19 protein-coding genes and 1 pseudogene are annotated in these 18734 nt (G+C 69.2%); 15 read left to right on the top strand and 5 right to left on the bottom strand.

Going from position 1 to position 18734, the window contains the following annotated elements; genetic code table 11:
* Nucleotides 1-83 precede the first annotated feature (83 nt).
* A pseudogene (locus tag AB5J62_RS28130) lies at nucleotides 84-1333 on the top strand (IS4 family transposase).
* A 241-nt stretch (nucleotides 1334-1574) separates the two neighbouring features.
* Here AB5J62_RS28130 and AB5J62_RS28125 read toward each other — a convergent pair.
* Nucleotides 1575-2288 carry a hypothetical protein gene (locus tag AB5J62_RS28125; protein ID WP_370942933.1) on the bottom strand — a complete coding sequence of 238 codons (714 nt, stop codon included), beginning with the start codon at nucleotides 2286-2288 and terminating at the stop codon, nucleotides 1575-1577.
* Between the two features lie 203 nt (nucleotides 2289-2491).
* Between AB5J62_RS28125 and AB5J62_RS28120 the strand changes: the two genes are divergently transcribed.
* Genes AB5J62_RS28120 through AB5J62_RS28100 form a run of 5 tightly spaced genes read left to right on the top strand, consistent with a single transcriptional unit; the run spans nucleotide 2492 to nucleotide 6692 of the window.
* Nucleotides 2492-2863: a BlaI/MecI/CopY family transcriptional regulator gene (locus AB5J62_RS28120; RefSeq protein ID WP_370942932.1), complete on the top strand. Its 372-nt coding sequence runs from the start codon at nucleotides 2492-2494 to the stop codon at nucleotides 2861-2863.
* A complete protein-coding gene (locus AB5J62_RS28115; protein ID WP_370942931.1) occupies nucleotides 2863-3666 on the top strand; it encodes a M56 family metallopeptidase in 804 nt (267 codons plus the stop codon). The genes AB5J62_RS28120 and AB5J62_RS28115 overlap by 1 nt, the downstream gene beginning before the upstream one ends.
* Nucleotides 3667-3693: 27 nt before the next feature.
* Nucleotides 3694-4323, top strand: a complete 630-nt coding sequence (locus AB5J62_RS28110; protein ID WP_370942930.1) for a phosphatase PAP2 family protein — start codon at nucleotides 3694-3696, stop codon at nucleotides 4321-4323.
* Nucleotides 4286-5530, top strand: a complete 1245-nt coding sequence (locus AB5J62_RS28105) for an aminotransferase class I/II-fold pyridoxal phosphate-dependent enzyme (RefSeq protein WP_370942929.1) — start codon at nucleotides 4286-4288, stop codon at nucleotides 5528-5530. The genes AB5J62_RS28110 and AB5J62_RS28105 overlap by 38 nt, the downstream gene beginning before the upstream one ends.
* 40 nt (nucleotides 5531-5570) lie before the next feature.
* Nucleotides 5571-6692 carry an FAD-dependent monooxygenase gene (locus AB5J62_RS28100; protein ID WP_370942928.1) on the top strand — a complete coding sequence of 374 codons (1122 nt, stop codon included), beginning with the start codon at nucleotides 5571-5573 and terminating at the stop codon, nucleotides 6690-6692.
* A 507-nt stretch (nucleotides 6693-7199) separates the two neighbouring features.
* On the opposite strand, the gene AB5J62_RS28095 is transcribed toward AB5J62_RS28100, so the two are convergent.
* The gene (locus AB5J62_RS28095; protein ID WP_370942927.1) at nucleotides 7200-8999 is read right to left on the bottom strand and encodes a long-chain fatty acid--CoA ligase; all 1800 of its coding nucleotides are present in this window, start codon (nucleotides 8997-8999) and stop codon (nucleotides 7200-7202) included.
* A gap of 114 nt (nucleotides 9000-9113) precedes the next feature.
* On the opposite strand from AB5J62_RS28095, the gene AB5J62_RS28090 reads away from it, so the two are divergent.
* The 8 genes from AB5J62_RS28090 to AB5J62_RS28055 are packed head-to-tail and all read left to right on the top strand — an operon-like array spanning nucleotide 9114 to nucleotide 15431.
* The gene (locus tag AB5J62_RS28090) at nucleotides 9114-9509 is read left to right on the top strand and encodes a polyketide cyclase / dehydrase and lipid transport (protein WP_370942926.1); all 396 of its coding nucleotides are present in this window, start codon (nucleotides 9114-9116) and stop codon (nucleotides 9507-9509) included.
* Between the two features lie 8 nt (nucleotides 9510-9517).
* Nucleotides 9518-10306: a metallophosphoesterase gene (locus AB5J62_RS28085; protein ID WP_370942925.1), complete on the top strand. Its 789-nt coding sequence runs from the start codon at nucleotides 9518-9520 to the stop codon at nucleotides 10304-10306.
* A gap of 27 nt (nucleotides 10307-10333) precedes the next feature.
* Nucleotides 10334-10774 (top strand): SRPBCC family protein, encoded by a 441-nt coding sequence (locus AB5J62_RS28080; protein WP_370942924.1) that lies wholly within the window; start codon nucleotides 10334-10336, stop codon nucleotides 10772-10774.
* Complete coding sequence (locus AB5J62_RS28075) at nucleotides 10774-11919, top strand: ArsA family ATPase (protein ID WP_370942923.1); 1146 nt, start codon at nucleotides 10774-10776, stop codon at nucleotides 11917-11919. The genes AB5J62_RS28080 and AB5J62_RS28075 overlap by 1 nt, the downstream gene beginning before the upstream one ends.
* Before the next feature lie 53 nt (nucleotides 11920-11972).
* Entirely contained in the window at nucleotides 11973-12338 is a 366-nt protein-coding gene (locus tag AB5J62_RS28070; protein WP_370950360.1) for a hypothetical protein, read from the top strand.
* Entirely contained in the window at nucleotides 12339-13307 is a 969-nt protein-coding gene (locus AB5J62_RS28065) for an ROK family glucokinase (RefSeq protein ID WP_370942922.1), read from the top strand.
* Nucleotides 13308-13311: 4 nt separating this feature from the next.
* Nucleotides 13312-14202: an NUDIX domain-containing protein gene (locus AB5J62_RS28060; RefSeq protein WP_370942921.1), complete on the top strand. Its 891-nt coding sequence runs from the start codon at nucleotides 13312-13314 to the stop codon at nucleotides 14200-14202.
* Nucleotides 14193-15431, top strand: a complete 1239-nt coding sequence (locus tag AB5J62_RS28055; protein WP_370942920.1) for a cytochrome P450 — start codon at nucleotides 14193-14195, stop codon at nucleotides 15429-15431. The genes AB5J62_RS28060 and AB5J62_RS28055 overlap by 10 nt, the downstream gene beginning before the upstream one ends.
* Here AB5J62_RS28055 and AB5J62_RS28050 read toward each other — a convergent pair.
* The 3 genes from AB5J62_RS28050 to AB5J62_RS28040 are packed head-to-tail and all read right to left on the bottom strand — an operon-like array spanning nucleotide 15373 to nucleotide 17741.
* Complete coding sequence (locus AB5J62_RS28050; RefSeq protein ID WP_370942919.1) at nucleotides 15373-16512, bottom strand: glutamate--cysteine ligase; 1140 nt, start codon at nucleotides 16510-16512, stop codon at nucleotides 15373-15375. The two genes, AB5J62_RS28055 and AB5J62_RS28050, sit on opposite strands and share 59 nt — an antisense overlap.
* Nucleotides 16513-16527: 15 nt before the next feature.
* Nucleotides 16528-16977 (bottom strand): hypothetical protein, encoded by a 450-nt coding sequence (locus AB5J62_RS28045; protein WP_370942918.1) that lies wholly within the window; start codon nucleotides 16975-16977, stop codon nucleotides 16528-16530.
* Entirely contained in the window at nucleotides 16974-17741 is a 768-nt protein-coding gene (locus tag AB5J62_RS28040; protein ID WP_370942917.1) for an alpha/beta hydrolase, read from the bottom strand. Before AB5J62_RS28040 ends, AB5J62_RS28045 begins: the two co-directional genes overlap by 4 nt.
* Nucleotides 17742-17958: 217 nt before the next feature.
* Here AB5J62_RS28040 and AB5J62_RS28035 point away from each other — a divergent pair, with 217 nt between their 5' ends.
* Nucleotides 17959-18720 carry a 1-acyl-sn-glycerol-3-phosphate acyltransferase gene (locus AB5J62_RS28035; RefSeq protein WP_091296773.1) on the top strand — a complete coding sequence of 254 codons (762 nt, stop codon included), beginning with the start codon at nucleotides 17959-17961 and terminating at the stop codon, nucleotides 18718-18720.
* The last annotated feature ends 14 nt before the right edge of the window (nucleotides 18721-18734 follow it).

Raw genomic sequence — 18734 nt, 5'->3', positions numbered from 1 at the left:
GCTTAAGTTGATCTTGTTTGTGGTGGTGGGTTTGCGGCGTGGCGGTGTGGGTTGTCTGGGGCGGGCTGGTCTGATCGTCGGTTATGAGTTCAGGTGTGACGGCCAGCCCGGATCAGGTGTCGCTGGGTGTGCTGGTGGCGGCGGTGGATCGGGATGTGATCGACGCCGCGATCGCCGCGTGCGGGGTGGGGGCGAAGCGGTCGGATGGGAAGCTGCCGCCGCGTGTGGTGGCGGTGCTGACGATGGCGATGAGCTTGTTCCCCGACGATGATTATGAGGAGGTCGCGACGAAGGTGACCGGGTCGTTGTCGCGGTTCGGGTGCTGGGATGCGTCCTGGTCGGTGCCGACGGCCAGTGGGATCACTCAGGCTCGTAAACGGTTGGGGCCGGTGGTGATGGAGCAGGTGTTCGAGGGTGTCGCGCAGGCGGTGGCGACCTCGGACACGCGTGGCGCGTGGTTGCGGCGGTGGCGGTTGCTGGCGATCGACGGGTTCGAGGTCGACCTGCCCGACACCGCGGGCAATGTGGAGGAGTTCGGGTATGCCGGATCGGGCAAGCATCGCTCGGCCTTTCCGAAAGCGCGGGTGGTGGCGCTGGCCGAATGCGGCACGCACGCGTTCCTCGCCGCTCGCGTCGGCGCCTATGCGACGGGGAGCAAACCTTGGCGCAGGAGCTCTATCCGCGTCTGCTTGCTGATGAGCTGCTGACCGCGGACCGGAATTTCTATAGCTGGGACGCGTGGGACAGCGCCTCACGCACGGGTGCGGCGTTGTTGTGGCGGGCACCGGCGAACCTGGCGTTGCCGGTGGTGCGGGTTCTGTCCGACGGGTCTTATCTCACGGTTCTGATCAACCCGAAGGTCCGCGGAGCGGGCCGTCGTCGTCAGATTCTCGACGCTGCGATGGCCGGGGACCAGATCCACCCCGAGGAGGCACACCTGGTCCGGGTCGTGGAATACGACATCCCCGACCGCGTGGGCAACGGCACCGGTGAGCTGATCGTGCTGCTCACGAACATCACCGACTCCGACGACGCGGCCGCCGAGGAACTCGCCGCGGCTTATCACCAGCGCTGGGAGGAGGAAACCGCCAATGACCAGCTCAAAACCCATCTTCGAGGGCCGGGCAAGATCCTGCGATCGAGACTTCCGGAGCTGGTGCATCAGGAGATCTGGGCGTGGCTGACCGTCCATTACGCCCTGAGTGTCCTGATCGCCCGCGCGGCCGAGGCCGCAGATCTCGACCCCGACCGGATCAGCTACAGCCGTGTCCTGCGTATCGCCCGTCGTTCCGCCACCGGCACGGCGGGTTTTTCCCCCTCCGGACTGGACTGACGCACTACCCACGATCCTGGCCGACATCACCGGCAAACCCCTCCCGCCCCGCCGACACCGAACATGCCCACGCGCGGTCAAACGGTTACGCCACAACGCATACCGCGCCAAGACACGCACCGAACCAGCCAGCACCCGCCACCCCAGCCCACCCACGATCAGGCTACGCGGACTCACCCGCGCAGCCTGATCAACTCAAGCTACGTGGCATTGGGTTAGAACCGGCCGTACCACTCACGAATTATCTGAGCTTTGTGTTGCCGTCGGGGCCGCCCGTGGTGCGCAGGCGCTTCGCGTAGCAATCGTCTTTCGGGAAACCCTGTTGGTCGCACCACGCGTTCGCCGCTTCGGGGGTCGCGTAGACGGAGCCGCCGACCGTCGCCCAATAGTCCGAATTCTTGTAGCTGGGCCAATCCCCGGTCCACACGAGCATCGCGCCCGGATACCGCGACCGCAGCGTGAGGTGTTCCGAGAGGATCATGTCGGCGTCGTAGCGCACGCCGTGCGCGACCGTGCCCGGCTGCTTCGAACTCAATTGCGCCACCCAGCGGCCGTTCGCGTTGGCGCGCAGTGCGCCCAAATCGCCTGCGGCATAAGAACGCAAGGTGCGCAGCGCGTCACTGACGACCGTTGTGGGCGGGCGTTGCACGGAGGTGACCGTGACGGGCGGCGGAACGTAAGGCACGTATTCGGTCTGGGTGGGGGCCTGCGCGTTCGCCACGAAGCGGTCCTGCCCGGTGACGACCACCGGCGGGGCCTCCTTCAGGCCGATCACCACCAGGACGGCCGCAGCGATCACCACGGCCGCGCCGAGTACCGCGAGCGCCACCGTCCGGTTGGCGCGCCGGGACTCGAGGCGGTCGGCGGCCCCGGGATACCAGCTCTGGGTATAGGCGCACGGGCACACGGCGCCTTCGGCCAGTGGGCGGTGACAATTCTCGCAGAACGCGGACATGCGCATTTCACCTCGGGCTCACGGAGAGCGGAACACCCCTACCGCAAGACAGTCGCTTCGCCGCGGAATTTGTTGCGCGTATTTCCCGTACCGTAACATTTGTCGCGCATTCGCCCGTGGAATCATTTCTTTCCCGAAATCGCCGGGCCTTGGCGAACGATCACCCGGCCTTGATCACTTCTACAGTGCTGTAGATTGACGGTATGCCCGAAGAGTCGCACCGGCGGGCGCCGGGCAAGCTGGAGTCCGAGGTGCTCGCCGTGCTGTGGACGGCAGGCGAGCCGATGTCCGCGTCCGATGTCCAAGCGAGGCTGCGGGGTGACCTCGCTTACACGACCGTGGTGACCATTCTCGGGCGGCTGCACGACAAAGGCGCCGTCACGCGGGAAAAGCGCGGGCGGTCTTTCGGGTATTCGCCGGTCGAGGACGAGGCGGGACTGACCGCGCGCCGGATGCGCAAGGTGCTCGACGCCGGCCCCGACCGGGATCGGGTGCTCGCCCGGTTCGTTTCCGAATTGTCGGGTGACGACGAACGGACCTTGCGTGCGCTGCTCCGGGAAGCCGGGGGCGAGTGATGGACAAGGGAATGTTCGTGCCGCTCGTGCTGCCGCTGCTTTCGTGGCCGCTGGCGAGCGTCGTCATGGCGCGCACCTCGCCGCGGCTCGCGAGCTGGCTGCTCGCCGCGGGCGCGCTCGTGCTCGCGGGCGGTGGCACGGTCGTGCTGGCTTTGCTGGCCGCGTTCGAGCACCGTCCTTGGCTCGGCCTTGCCGCTGGGGCGCTGCTCGTCGCCGTGGCTGCACGGCTTGCCGTCGCGACCGCGCGGTGCGTCCGCTGGATGCGAGAGGTGCGCGCGGCCGCCGGCGAGTCCGACACGGAGCTGGTCGTCGTCGATGGTGCCCCGATGGCCATCGCCGTTCCCTTTCACGGTGGCCGGATCGTGGTTTCGCGTGCGCTGCTGACCACACTGGGCGACGGCGAGGTGTGCGCGCTGCTCGCCCATGAGCGTGCGCATCTGCGGGGACGTCATCACTGGTTCCTGGCCGCCGCAGGTCTGGCTGTCGCGCTCAATCCGCTGGTCCGGCCGGTGCGGACGGCGCTGGAATTCACGCTGGAGCGGTGGGCCGACGAGGGCGCCGCCCGCAGCGTCGGTGACCGGAAACTGGTCGCGACCGCGGTTGCGAAGGCCGCGCTCGTGTCGAAGGCCGGGCCGGTGCTCGCCGCGACCGGCGGACCGGTGCCGCGCCGCGTTTCGGCACTGCTCCGCGCGCCGACGCGGTCGTGGCGGCTGGGTGTCGCGGTCGTGCTGGCGGTGGTGCTGTGCTCGGGGTCGACCGTCGTCGAGGCGGTGGCCGACGCAGCAACTTCTACATGGATGTAGAATTTCTACAGACATGTAGAGGTGAGGATGAACGGATCTTCGTTCGACGGCGGCTGGTACCGGGCCGTGGCTCGATTCGCCGAGGAAACCCCTTGGCTGCACAGGTTTTTCGAGATCTACACGGACTGGGGCCTGGTGCTTCTCGCGCTGCTGGCGCTGGTCGCCTGCTGGCGAGCCCGTGGCGGAACGGCGGAGGACAAGGCCGCGGCCGTGTGGGTGCCGTTGGCGGCCGTGCTGGCTTTCGGGGTCAGCAGTCTTGTGAAGCCGCTGGTGCAGGAGTCGCGGCCATGCCAGAGCTTGCTCGGCGTCGTCCCGCTCACCCCGTGTGAACCCGTGGGCGACTACTCGTTCCCGAGCAACCACGCGGTGATCGTCGCGGCCGTCGCGGTCGCTCTGTTCTTCGTGGACAGACGGCTGGGCTGGATCGCCACGATCCTCGCGCTGTTGCTGGCTTTCTCACGGGTTTACGTCGGCGCCCACTATCCACATGACGTATTCGCAGGCCTTTTCGTGGGCGCGCTCGTCGGTTTCTGTGGCCGCTTCACCCTTCCGTGGCTCACGTGGGCTGTGAAGCGGACCACTCGGAAAGCCGCTTGCACCTCGGGGTTAGCGTTACGTTATGACAACCCTCTCTGTCGACGCCGAGACGGCCCGTAGCGACTATGCGGCGCTCGTCGAGCGCGGCCTCTCCCTCGACATCACCCGCGGCAAGCCGTCTCCCCGCCAGCTGGACCTGAGCAACGGCATGCTCGGTCTCCCCGGCGACGTCTTCAAGGCGGAGGACGGCACCGACGTCCGCAACTACGGGGGCCTCAACGGTCTCGCGGAGCTGCGCAAGCTGTTCAGCGGCTTCCTGCAGGTGCCCGCCGACCAGCTGCTCGCCGCGGGCAACTCGAGCCTCGAGCTCATGCACGACTCGGTCGTCAACGCCCTGCTGAGCAAGCTGCCCGGCGCCGAGCGTCGCTGGGCCGACGAGGAACGCGTCGCCTTCCTGTGCCCGGTGCCCGGGTACGACCGCCACTTCGCGCTGTCGGAGCGCTTCGGGATCGAACTGATCCAGGTCCCGATGACCGAGACCGGCCCCGACATGGACGTCGTCGAGCGCCTCGTCGCCGAGGACGCCGGCATCAAGGGCATCTGGTGCGTGCCGAAGTACAGCAACCCGACCGGCGCCACCTACGGCGACGACACCGTGCGCAGGCTCGCCGCGATGACCACGGCCGCGCCCGACTTCCGGATCTTCTGGGACAACGCCTACGCGGTCCACCACCTCACCGACGAAGAGACCCGGATCGCGGACCTGCTGGCGCTGTGCGAGGAGCACGGCAACGCGGACCGCGCGTTCGTGTTCGGCTCGACCTCGAAGGTGACCTTCGGCGGTGGCGGCGTGGGGTTCTTCGGCGCCTCGAAGGCCAACATCGCGTGGTGGCTCGGCAAGATCGGCAAGCGCACGATCGGCCCCGACAAGATCAACCAGCTGCGTCACATGCTGTTCCTCAAGGACGAAGACGGCGTCCGCGAGCACATGCGCAAGCACCGTGAGCTCATCGCGCCGAAGTTCGACGCGGTCGACCGCATCCTCACCGAGGAGCTCGGCGACACCGGCCTCGCGAGCTGGACCAAGCCGACCGGCGGGTACTTCATCTCGCTGACCGTCGTGCCCGGCACCGCGAAGGAGGTCGTCCGCCTCGCCAAGGAAGCGGGCATCGCGCTCACGCCCGCGGGCGCGACGCACCCGTACGGCGACGACCCCGAGGACAAGACCATCCGCATCGCCCCGACCTTCCCGGAGCTCGCGGAGATCGAAGAGGCCGTCAAGGGCCTGACCGTCTGCGTCCGGCTGGCGGCAGCGGAGCGCGCTTGATCAACCCCTGCGCGTCACCGTTTTCGGTAAGGTCGGAGCGGTGACGCGCAGGGCTGTGATCATCGGTGGTGGGATTTCGGGTGCCGTGACGGCGATGGCCTTGCACAAGGCCGGGATCGAGGCGGTCATCCACGAGGCGTATCCCGAGGGGGCGGCCGACGCCGGCGCCTTCTTGACGATCATGGACAACGGGATGGACGCGCTCAGCGCCATCGACGCGTTGGACCCGGTGATCGACAATTCCTTTCCCGCGCACGGTGTCGAGGTCTTCGGCGTCACCGGCGAGCAGATGGGGGAGCGGGTCTTCTCCCGCGTCGGCGTCACCAGCCCGCGCACGCTCACCCGGGCCGGGCTCTACCGCGTGCTGCACGGCGAGGCCGCCCGTCGCGGCATCGCCTTCGAACACGGCAAACGCCTGATCTCGGCGGAGACGACGTCACACGGCGTCGAAGCCCGCTTCGAGGACGGCTCGATCGCGCGCGGCGACATCCTGATCGGCGCCGACGGCCTGCATTCGGTGGTACGCAAGCTCATCGACCCCGACGCGCCGAGCCCGCGCTACACCGGCCTCAACATCGTCTACGGCTACACGCGCAGCAAGGACATCCCGTCCGCGCCCGCGATCTACCGCATGATCCAAGGCAAGCACGCGTTCTTCGGCTACACGACCGCACCTGACGGCCAGACGTATTGGTTCTCGCGCATCCCCGGCCCGGAACGCTCCCGCGCCGAACTCGCGGCCGTCACCCCCGCCCAGTGGCGTTCCCTGGCGGCCGAGGCCTTCGCGGACGACGTGCCGCCGTCGGCGGGCATCATCGCCGCGACCGGCGACGAGGTCCATGGCGGACTCGCTTACGACGTCCCTATGTTGCCGATCTGGTCGACGCCCGAGATGGTCCTCGTCGGCGACGCCGCGCACGCCGCCTCACCCGCGGCGGGCCAGGGCGCGTCGATGGCGTTGGAGGACAGCGTCGTGCTCGCCCAGTGCCTGCGCGACCTGCCCGACGCGCCCGAGGCGTTCAAGACCTACGAGGGCCTGCGCCGCGAGCGCGTCGAGCGCCTGGTCGCCGTCAGCGCGGGCCAGCGCGACGCGGGGACCGAGCGGAATTGGCTCTACGACCACCACATCGAGTGGGACGCCCCCATCACGGCACCCGCCTGAGCAATCGGGGTCGTGCGCGTTGCGGGCGGTTCTATTTGAGGGGAAGGGCAAATGTGGCGTGCGTCGGTCTGGCTGACGAGGTCACGTCGCGAGGCCCGGACGCACGGCATTTCGCGGCTGAGTGAGGGCAAGGGGTCGTGAGTGTTTAGACCGGTTAGAACCGGCCGTACCACTCACGACCCCCATGACTCGCCCGCCACGTGTGGTCGCTGCGCCAGGTGGGATGGCGTGAACGCCTCGTTCGCGACGTTGAACGTTGTGAACGGGGCGTTCACGTCGTCTCGCTGGTGAACTACACCCGATTCGTGTCCACCATGGACGCCAGACGCGAAATGCGGTCCTATATGTCCTTTTCACGCGGTTTTGCTGGAGTCTGAGACGTGATGAAGGGGGCCCATGTCACGCTCAGCGTTACAAGGGTGGCCTTTGTGTGGTTCAGCCGCGCCCGAGCGCAAGACTCCACATTTGGCCTTCCGCTCAAGAACCGCCCGCAACGCGCACGAGCCCTTACTTCTTGTAGAGCGCCTCGATGTCGAGCGCGTAGTTCTTGCTGACGACGTTGCGCTTGAGCTTGAGGCTCGGCGTGATCTCGCCGCCCGCCTCGGTGAAGTCCTTGGCGAGGATCGTGAACTTCTTGATCGCCTCCGCCTTCGACACCGCCAGGTTGGCCTGGTCGACCGCCGTCTGGACTTCGGCGCGCAGGTCGGCGTCGTTGGCCAGGTCGGCGACCGAGGCGCCGGAATCCTTGCCGTGCTGGGACTTCCAGGTCGGGAAGTACTCCTCGTCGATGGTCACCAGCGCGCCGATGAACGGGCGCTGGTCGCCGACGACCATGGCCTGGCTGATCAGCGGGCTGGCCTTCATCGTGTCCTCGAGGCCGGACGGCGCGACGTTCTTGCCGCCGGCGGTGACGATGATCTCCTTCTTGCGCCCGGTGATCTTGAGGAAGCCGTCGTCGGAGAGCTCGCCGATGTCGCCGGTGTGGAACCAGCCGTCATTCAGCGACTCCTTGGTCGCGGCCTCGTTGTTGTAGTACGCGCCGAAGACGACGTCGCCCTTGAGCAGGATCTCGCCGTCGTCGGCGATCCGGCACGAGGTGCCCGCGACGGGCTTGCCGACGGTGCCGACACGGAACGCGGTGCGGGTGTTGACGTGCGCGGCCGCCGAGGTCTCGGTGAGGCCGTAGCCCTCGAACACCGGGACGCCGATGCCGCGGAAGAAGTGCGCGAGCCGCGCGCCCAGCGGGGCGCCGCCGGAGACGGCCGCGATGCAGCGGCCGCCGAGTGCCGCGCGCAGCTTGGCGTAGACGAGCTTGTCGAACAGCATGTGCTTGAGGCGCAGGCCGAGCCCGATGCTGCCCGCCGCTTCCGCCTCGCTGTACGCGACGGCGGTGGCTTCGGCGGCGTCGAAGATCTTGCCCTTGCCGTCGCCGTGCGCCTTCTGCTTGGCGCTGTTGTAGACCTTCTCGAACACGCGCGGCACCGCGACCACGAAGGTCGGGCGGAACGTGCCGAGGTCGGCGACCAGCGTCTTGACGTCCGCGGTGTGCCCGAGTGTCACGCGGGTGCTGAGCGCCGTCACCGCGATCGCGCGCGCCAGCACGTGGGCGAGCGGCAGGAACACCAGCAGCGAGTTGCCCTGTTCCATCAGGTCGGGGAACGCCTCGACCGCGCCGCGGATCTCCGAGAGCAGGTTCTTGTGGGTCAGCTCGACGCCCTTGGGGCGCCCGGTGGTGCCCGAGGTGTAGACGATCGTGGCGAGGTCGCCCGACTTCACCACGCGGCGGCGGGCGTGCAGCTCGTCGTCGGTGAGGCTGGTGCCGATCGCGGTGAGCACGTCGATGGCGGGCTTCTCTGCCGACTCGATCTGGAAGGTGTTGTCGAGCGTGTCGAGCCGCTCGATGACGCTCTCCAGCGTCGCGAGGTGGTCGTCGGTCTCGACGAAGACGGCCTTGGCCGCGGAGTCCGACAGGATCCAGTGCACCTGCTCGGCCGAGGAGGTGTCGTAGATCGGGACGGTGACGCCGCCCGCGGCCCAGATCGCGAAGTCGATCAGGGTCCACTCGTAGCGGGTCTTCGACATCAGGCCGACCCGGTCGCCGACCTCCAGGCCGGACTTGACCAGGCCCTTGGCGACCGCGAGCACCTGCGCGGCGAACTCGGCGGCGGTGACGTCCAGCCAGGTGCCGTTCACCTGGCGGCGGAAGCTGACGAGGTCGGCGAAACGCTCGGCGTTCGCCCACACGACGTCCGCGAGGTTCTCTTCGCCGGTGACGGGGCGAGTGGCGGGAGCGCTGTATTCGCGCACGTGGACCTCCGTGTTCAAACGCGAGCTGTTACCCGCCGGTTAACTTAGCGTGCGGGTCACGATAAGGCCATGCTGCTGCGGATGCACGACCGCGCCCATGACATTCTCCATTTCGTGGCTGAAGCTAGCGCGATCGACATCGTCGACGAAACCTTCCTCGCGGTACCGGCCGGCACGGTGAAGGCGGCGTTCGCGGATCCGCGGTCCTGGTCCCGATACTGGCCCGACCTGGTGCTCGAGGTCTACACCGACCGCGGCGACGAGGGGCTCCGGTGGACCGTGCGCGGCGCGCTGGTCGGCACCATGGAGATCTGGCTGGAGCCGATGCTCGACGGCACCGTGCTGCACTACTTCCTGCGCGCCTCACCCGATGGGCCCGCGCTCAGCCCGCGCAGGCTCCGCCAGGAGTTCGACCGCAGGGCGCGCGCGGCCAAGGGCATCGCGCTGGGCCTCAAGGAGATCTTGGAAGATGGCCGTGAGCCGGGTGTTCCGCCCGCGCACGCCGTATAAGGGGAAGTATGCGGGTTCACGTCGTATCGGACGTCCACGGCAACAACGAGGCGCTCAAGCGGGCCGGTGACGGCGCCGACGCGCTGATCGTGCTCGGTGACCTGGTCGACTTCGTCGACTACCACCAGCACGACAAGGGCATCATGGGCGCGTTGTTCGGCGCGGAGAACGTGGCCACGTTCGCGCGGCTGCGCCGCGAGGGCACCCGCGACGAGACGATCGCCTACTCCCGCTCGCTCTGGGCCACCCTCGAAGACCCGGCCGCGGCCGTCGACGAGGCCATCCGCGCCCAGTACGCGGCCCTGTTCGCCGCGATGCCGGTGCCGACCTACGCCACGCCCGGCAACGTCGACACCCCCGTGCTCTGGCCGGAGTTCGCCCGCGAAGGCGTACACGTGCTGGACGGTGAGACGGTCGAGATCGGCGGCCTGAGGTGCGGTTTCGTCGGCGGCGCGCTGCTGCCGAAGGGTGTCCTGCCGCGCAAGGGAGGCGGCTGGCGGCCGTACCTGCGCACGCACGAGGACTTCGACGCGGACGTGGCCAAGCTCGGCGCGGTCGACGTGCTCTGCACCCACATCCCGCCCGCGGTGCCCGAGCTGACCTACGACGTGGTCGCCAAGCGGCACGAGCTCGGCTCGGCCACGCTGCGCGAGCTGATCACGATTCAGCAACCCCGCTGGTCGGTCTTCGGACACGTGCACCAGCCGCTGTCAGCGAGGAGGCGTCTCGGCAAGACCGAGTGCCGTAACGTCGGTCACTTCAAGGAGACAGAACTGCCGTACGTGCTTCGTTGGTGACTAGCCGGAACGGTTACTCTTCCACCCATGGCCGAGCAGTCCACGCAGTCCATCGAGGTAGCCGCGTCGCCCGATCGGGTCATGGCGGTGATCGCCGACTTCCCCGAGTATCCGAAATGGGCCAAGGCGGTGCGAGAGACCGAGGTCCTCGCCGAAGACGAGGCCGGCAAGCCCCACCAGGTGCGGCTGACCCTCGACGCCGGTCCCATCAAGGACGTCTACACGCTGGAGTACGACTGGGACGCCGACGGCCTCGCCGTCAGCTGGCACCTGGTCAAGGGCCAGATGCAGAAGGCCCAGAACGGGCGCTACCAGCTCGAGCCGTCCGGCGCGGGCACCAAGGTGACGTACACGCTCTCGGTCGAGCTCGCGCTCCCGATGATCGGGCTGCTGCGCCGCAAGGCCGAGAAGATGGTCATGGACACCGCGCTCAAGGAGCTCAAGAAGCGTGTGGAGAGTCTTAGCTAGTGCGGATTCTCCTGTTCACCGGCAAGGGGGGCGTCGGTAAGACGACCCTTGCCGCGGCGACCGCCGCGGCGCTCGCCGGGCGCGGCAGGAAGACGCTGGTGGTCTCGACCGACCCCGCGCACTCGCTCGGCGACGCGTTCGGCGTGCCACTGGGCGCGGAGCCGTCCGAAGTGGACGCGCTGCTGCACGCCGCCCAGATCGACTCGCGCGGCCTGGTCGACACCGTCTGGCAGGACCTGCGCGGCCAGCTCAGGACGATGCTGTCCGGCGCCGGGATCGACCAGCTCGACGCCGAAGAGCTCACCGTGCTGCCCGGCGTCGACGAGGTGCTCGCGCTCACCGAGGTGCAGCGGCTGGCGGAGACCGGCCCGTGGGACACGATCGTCGTCGACTGCGGCCCGACCGCCGAGACCCTGCGCCTGCTCGCGCTGCCCGAGGCGATCTCCGGCTATCTGACCCGGTTGTTCGGCCGCAAACGATGGTCGGGCACCGCCGACGCCGTCCGCAGGCTCGGCAGGCATCTGGAGTCGCTGCGCGCGCTGCTCACCGATCCGACGGTCACCACCGTCCGGCTGGTGCTCACGCCGGAACGCGTCGTCGTCGCCGAGGCCCGCCGCACGCTCAGTTCCCTTGCGCTGCGCGGGATCCGGGTCGACGGCATGATCGCGAACCGGCTGATGCCCGCACCCGGCATCTGGCGCGGCTCGGCCGCGAACTGGATGCGCACCAGGCGCAACCAGCAGGACGAGGTGCTCGCCGAGCTCCACGCGGCGGGCCTGGGCTCCGGGCTGATCCGCGCGGTCGAGCACCGCGCCGTCGAGCCGGTCGGCCTGCCCGCCTTGCTGGAGATCGCGGCCGAGCTCTATCATGGCTCAGATCCCTTGTCCGGCAACGGATCAGGCATCACGCCGCTGCTCAAGGTGTCCGAAGTGGACGGTGGTTACGAGCTGCGGGTGGCGTTGCCGCTGGGCCGGGACACCACACTGGATCTCGCGCGGGTCGACGACGACCTCGCCATCACCGTCGACGGCTTCCGCCGTCTCATCGCACTGCCCGCACTGCTGCGCCCGTGCCGCATCACCGGGGCCGAGTCCGACGCGGCGGGGCTGGTGGTGTCACTGTCCGCCGACCGGAGGCGCCCGTGACCGACACGCATCAGGCGACGAGCCTGGCCGAAGAGATCAGGCTGCTCGTCGAGATGGTCATCGAACGCGCGGCACCGTGGCTGGAGGGCGTCATCTCCGCCGGTCACGGGCCCGAAGCCGAGCAGAAGCCGCACGAGACCAGCGACTGCGGGTGGTGCCCGCTGTGCGCGCTCGTCGCCGTCGTCAAGGGGGAGCGGCCCGAGTTCGCCGCGAAGCTCATGGAGCAGGCCGCGCAGCTGATCGCGCTGCTCAGGGCCGTGCTGGCGGACCGGTGGGAGCCCGACGGCGGGGTGCACATGCCGGGGTTCCAACCGGCGGCCAAGCCGCCGGCCGCGCATGATGATCCAGTACCGTCCGCCCGGGTGCAGCACATCGCCGTACGCCGACGGGACGAGTGGCAGCCGGATCGGGAGAACTGAGTGCTGGCGATAGGTGTTGATGTCGGCGGGACCAGCGTGCGCGCCGGCGTCGTCGATGAGCAGGGTTCGCTGCTGGACACCTGCCGGGTGGCCACCCCGAGTGGCGAGAACGCGCTCGAGGACGCGATCGCCGGGGTGATCGAGGATCTCCGCAACCGGCACGAGGTGGCGGCCGTCGGCCTCGCCGTCGCCGGTTTCGTGGCCGCCGACCGCCGCTCGGTCATGTTCGCGCCGCACCTGGCCTGGCGCGGCGCCCCGGTGGGCGACCGCATCGCCAAGCGCGTCGGCCTCCCGGTCACCCTCGAACACGACGCCAACGCCGCCGCCGTCGGCGAGCACCGCTTCGGCGCCGCGCGCGGATCGAGCGTGGCCGTGCTGGTGGCGCTGGGCACCGGAATCGGCGCGGGTCTGCTGCTGAACGGCAAGATCTACCGCGGCGCGCACGGCGTCGCCCCCGAACTCGGTCACCTCACCGTGGTGCCGGGCGGGCGCGCGTGCCCGTGCGGGAAGTACGGCTGCTGGGAGCGCTACTGCAGCGGGACGGCGCTCGCCGCGACCGCCGTCGAGCTGCTCGCCAGGCATCCCGGCCGGTCGACCGTGCTGGCCAGGGAGACCGCGGGCGACCCCGGCTCGGTGACCGGCAGGCGCGTCGCGGGCGCCGCGCGCGACGGCGACCCTGTCGCCCAGCGCGCGCTCGCCGAGCTGGCGAAATGGCTCGGCGAAGGCCTCGCGCTGGTCGCGGACGTCTTCGACCCCGAGGTCATGGTGATCGCGGGCGGCGTGTCCGAGTCGGCCCCGCTGTTCCTCGACGAGGCCCGCGAGCACTACTCCGGGCTCATCACCGGCGCCGGCCACCGCCCGCTGGCCCGGATCCGCACCGCGCAGCTCGGCGCCGACACGGCACTGGTCGGCGCGGCCGCGGTCGCCTTCGAGGAGACTGCCGAACGGCAGGTCGGTGTGACAGGCTGAAGCCATGGACGCCAACGGTTTCGTGCGCTGCGGTCACGGCCACCGGCACTGGGGACGCCGTGGCGCGGCCGGGTTGCTGCTGGCCGACCCCGAGCGTGGCGTCCTGCTCCAGCGGCGGGCCTGGTGGGTCCATCACGGCCGGACCTGGGCGATCCCCGGCGGCGCGCTGGAGTCGGGGGAGAGCCCCCGCGACACGGCCATCCGCGAGGCATGGGAAGAAGCCGAGATCGCGGCCGACGCGCTGAACGTGACCTGCCAGTCCACAGTGGACCATGGAAACTGGGCCTACACCACGGTTTTGGCGCTCGTGACGAAGCCGGTCAACGAACGCGTCGCCAACTCGGAGAGCTCGGAGCTGGCCTGGGTGCCGCCGTCGAACGTCCAAGATTACCGCCTGCACAAGGATTTCGCGCTCGCGTGGCCCGCGCTCCACGAGCAGCTTGGCCGGGAGCTGGTCCTGATCGTCGACGGCGCGAACGTCGTCGGCTCGCGTCCGGACGGCTGGTGGCGTGACCGGCACGGCGCGGCCGTCACACTCCGCGACAAGCTCGCTCGCCTTGCCGTGTCAGGGTTTTCCGCCGGTTCCGCGGGCTTGCCGATGAACGGCGACTGGACGTGGTGGCCGCGTGTCACGTTGGTCGTCGAAGGCCAGGCACGCGGCGTCGAGGCCTCGGCGACGGTCCAGGTCGTCGCGGCGCCCCGCGACGGGGACGCCAAGATCGTCGAGGTGGCCAGGGAGGCGGTCGCGTCGCGGCCGCGCGACCACGTCGTCGTGGTGACGGCCGACCGCGAACTCAAAGCCCGGGTGACGGCGGAAGGGGCCTCGGTCATGGGGCCGGGCGCACTGCTGAAAGTGCTCGACCAGATGTCCGGCAGTCTGATCGCATGGACGTGACCCAGCTCGACGCGACGGACCCGGCGTACAAGGACGACCCGTACCGGACCTACGCCGGTCTCCCGCCGGTCAGCCGGGTCACCCTCAACGGCATGCCCGCCTGGCTGGTGACCCGGTACGACTATGTCCGCCGGGCGTTCTCGGATCCCCATCTCAGCAACGATCTCGGCCACCTCAACGCCGCGATCGACGCCGGGGGAGCCTGGGTGACCGCGGAGCGGGCGATGGGGCTAGACCGGAACCTCCTGCGCAGCGACGGCGCGACCCACGGCCGGTTGCGGCGGTTGGTGAGCAAGGCGTTCACCCCCGCCCGCATCGAGTCGATGCGGCCGAAGGTCGAGGCGATGGCGGACGAACTGGCCGCTCGCTTCCGGTCACGCGGCGAGGTGGAACTGATCGGCGAGTTCGCCTTCCCGTTCGCGCTCACGGTGATCATGGAGCTGCTCGGGATGCCGGAGGACGAGCAGGCCCAGTTCCACCTGTGGGCGCGGCAAATGGTTCCGCGGCCCGACACCCAGGAAGAGCAGAAGGCGGGATACGCCGCGGTCCGCGGCTACTTCACCGAGCTGGTGGCGAAAAAGGTCCGCGAGCCCGGCGACGACCTGCTCAGCGCGCTGGTCAAGGTGCGCGACGAAGGCAACCGGCTCGACGAGGAAGAACTGCTCGGCATGGCGTGGCTGCTGTTCACCGCCGGCCACAGCACGACGGCCGACCTCATCGGCACCGGCACGCTCGCGCTGCTGAACAATCCCGATCGACTCGCCGAGCTGCGCGCCGATCCGGCACGGCTGCCCGCCGCGATCGAGGAGTGCATCCGCTTCGACGGCGCGCTGGAGCTCGCCATCAGCCGGTTCACCACCGGCCCGGTCACCTTCGGCGACGTCACCATCCCCGGTGACGGCCAGGTCGTGCTGCTGGCGATCGCCGCCGCCGACCGCGACCCCGGCCGTTTTCCCGACCCCGACCGGTTCGACCCTCGCCGCGACGCGAGCGGGCACGTCGGGTTCGGGCACGGCATCCACTACTGCCTCGGCGTCTCGCTCGCGCGGATGGAGCTGGCGATCGCGTTCCGGATCATCCTCGGCCTGCGTGACCTGGAACTGGCCGACACGCGGCTGGCTTGGCACGTCAACCCGCACCTGCGCGGGCTCGACGCGCTGCCGCTGCGGTTCACGCCTGGGGAAGCCCCGTCCGCATCTCCGAGATCAGCGACGCCACCACGGCCTTGAGGCTGCCGTTGCAGCTCTGCGCGACCGCGCGCTGGCGCCGGTAGCTCGGCCCGACCCGCAGGATGTGCTCGACCGAGCGCAGCTCCTCGGTGCAGTCCAGCCGCCGCGCGACCGGCTCCAGCCGGTTCAGCAGGTCGAGCAGATCGTCCGTGACCAGCCGTTCGCGCCCGGCCGCGTCCAGGATGATCTCCGCGTCGGTGCCGTAGCGGGCGGCGCGCCACTTGTTCTCCTGGACGTGCCATGGCGGCATGGTCGGCAGGATCTCGCCGTCGTCGAGGCGGGCGCTGAAGTCGTCGACCAGGCACTGGGTCAGCGCGGCGATCGCGGCGACCTCCTCCAGCGTCGGCAGGCCGTCGCACACCCGCATCTCGATGGTGCCGAAGTGCGGCGCCGGCCGGATGTCCCAGCGGATCTCGGAGAAGTGGTCGATCACGCCGGTGACGAACATGTCGTCGACGTAGTTCTCCAGCTCCGTCCACTTGCGGAACTGGAACGGCAGGCCCGCGGTCGGCAGCTGCTGGAACATCAGCGCCCGGTTCGAGGCGTACCCGGTGTCCTCACCACCCCAGTACGGCGACGACGCCGAAAGCGCTTGCAGGTGGGGAAAGTAGTTGAGCAGCGCGTCGAGCACCGGGAGCACCTTGTCGCGGTGATCGAGGCCGACGTGCACGTGGACGCCGTAGATCAGCATCTGACGGCCCCACCACTGGGTGCGGTCGATCAGCTTCGCGTACCGCTCCTTGTCGGTGACCTTCTGCTGGTACCAGGTGGAGAACGGGTGCGAGCCCGCCGAGAAGAACTCGACGCCCAGCGGGTCGCACACCTTGTGCACCAGCTCCAGCGAGTCGGCCAGGTCGGCCTTGACCTCGCCGATGGTGTCGCAGATGCCGGTGATGATCTCGACCGTGTTGAGCAGCAGCTCCTGCTTGATCTTCGGGTGCTCGTCCTGGCCGTCGGGGCGCACCTGCTCCAGGATGCGCTCGGCGACGGAGGCGAGCTCCCCGGTCCGGCGGTCGACAAGGGCCAGCTCCCACTCGGCGCCGACCGTCGACCGGCGGGAGGGGCTGAACTCGATGTGCACTGGTTTTCCTAGGGGTCAGACCTGGGCGCCCGTGGTGGGATCGGCGCCGTCGGGCGGTCCCTGTCTCACGCGCAGAAGCAACAAGGCTATCGCGGTCGCCAGCGAAAGGATGCCCAGCGGGGTGGCCAGCGTGGTGCCGAGGCCCAGCACGTTCGGCCAGATCAGCAGCACCAGTCCGATCACGAAGAACAGCAGCACGATGAACGCGCCCTTGCGCGGCCTCGGCAGCGGCGGCGGCTCCGGCGGCACGTAGTGCTCGTTGTCGTCGGCGGGATCGTCGCCGAACATGGTGGCGTCCCACTCGGCGCCGCCACCACGCCAGCCGCGGTCCGGCGCCTTCTTCTCCTCCGGCTCGGCGGGTTCGGGCTCCTCGTCGAGCAGCCCGACGCCCTCGGCACGCAGATCGGCGACGATCTCCGCGAAGGTGGCGTCGACGTCCTCCGGCCCGTCCTTGCCCCTGCTCATGTCGCGTCGACCCCCGCCTCACGAACGCTGCGCACGAATTCGACACTACGCTCGAAGATCAGCTCGGCGTCGTTGTCCTGCGTCGCCACGTGGTAGCTGTTCTCGAGCAGCACCTCGGTGACGTTCTCGCTGCCGACCGCGTCGAGGATGATCCGCGAGTTCACCGGCTCCACGATGTGGTCGACGGTCGAGTGGAGCAGCAGCAGCGGCTGGGTCACCTTGGGCAGGTCGGCGCGGACGAGCTTCCACAGCTTGCCGAGGCTGACCGCCGCGCGCACCGGCGTGCGCGTGTACGCGATCTCGGTCTCGCCTGGCTTCTTGATGTCGTTGCCGACGCCGGGCACCGAGGGCAGCACCCTGGCCAGCAGCGGGCCGAACTTGGCGTCCCAGCGCAGCGTGGTCACCGACGGGTTCACCAGCACGAGGCCGGCGATCCGGTCGCCGAACTCCTGGGCGAGGCGCAGGGTGAGCGTGCCGCCCATGGACAGGCCGCCGACGAACACCGAGTCGCAGGTCTCGAGCAGCTCCAGCAGCTCCGCGCGGACCGTTTCGTACCAGTCCGTCCACGCTGTCCGGTTCATCTCCTGCCAGACCGTGCCGTGGCCCGGTAGCAACGGGCAGCGCACGGTGAACCCGGCCTCGGCCAGATGCGCGCCCCAGGCGCGGAGGCTGCCGGGTGTGCCGGTGAACCCATGGCACAGCAGTACCCCGACTTCGGTCGAACCGGTGTGTGAGAACGGTTCCGCGCCGGCGAGCACCGTCATGCGATCGCCTTCCGTCTGTGCTTGTGGGGACGTCTATGTTCGCACGGCCGGGCCGCGTTGTGGGCCCCCGACCGCACTGGAGAATGGCATAGGATCGGTGTGAGATCGATCGCTGCCGGTCCGCAACCGGGTACCAGGCGTTGTGCATGGCCGGTCGTGGTTCGTAACCTTGTTGATCGGGTCGACCCGGAACGAGCTGCTCGGAGGACATGTCGCGGTGCTGTACTGGTTGATGAAGAACGTCTTTTTGGGCCCGCTGCTCAAGCTGCTGTGGCCGACCAAGGTGGTCGGCGCGGAGAACATCCCCGAGACCGGCGGTGTCATCCTGGCAGGCAACCATCTCGCGGTCGCCGACTCGTTCTTCATGCCGCTGCGCGTCAAGCGCATGGTCACCTTCCCCGCCAAGTCGGAGTACTTCACCGAGCCGGGCATCAAGGGCAAGCTCAAGAAGGCGTTCTTCACCGGCGTCGGCCAGATCCCGATCGACCGCTCCGGCGGCAACGCCGCGCAGGCCGCGCTCGACACCGCCACCAGGCTGGTCCGCGAGGGCAACCTCCTGGGCATCTACCCCGAGGGCACCCGTTCCCCGGACGGCAGGCTCTACAAGGGCAAGACCGGCGTCGCCCGCATCGCGCTGGAGTCCGGCGGCCTCGTCGTCCCGGTCGCGATGATCGGCACCGACAAGGTCAACCCGATCGGCTCCAAGATGTGGCGCCCCATGCGCCTGGAGATCCGCTTCGGCAAGCCGCTCGACTTCTCGCGCTACGAGGGCCTCGCCGGCGACCGGTTCATCGAGCGGTCGATCACCGACGAGATCATGTACGCGCTGATGGAGCTCTCCGGGCAGGAGTACGTCGACATCTACGCGGCCAAGGCCAAGGAACTCCTCGCCGCCGAGGCCGCGGGTGTGAGCCCCAAGGTCCCGGCCCAGCCGTCGGCTCTGGAAGCGGATCGGGTACCCCAGACCAAGGTCGGATAGTCGCCCATTAGGGT

It is taken from the genome of Amycolatopsis sp. cg5 (assembly GCF_041346955.1).
GTDB lineage: Bacteria > Actinomycetota > Actinomycetes > Mycobacteriales > Pseudonocardiaceae > Amycolatopsis.
The sequence above is the reverse complement of the archived record's forward strand: the minus strand, read 5'-3'. Positions and strand labels throughout refer to the sequence as shown.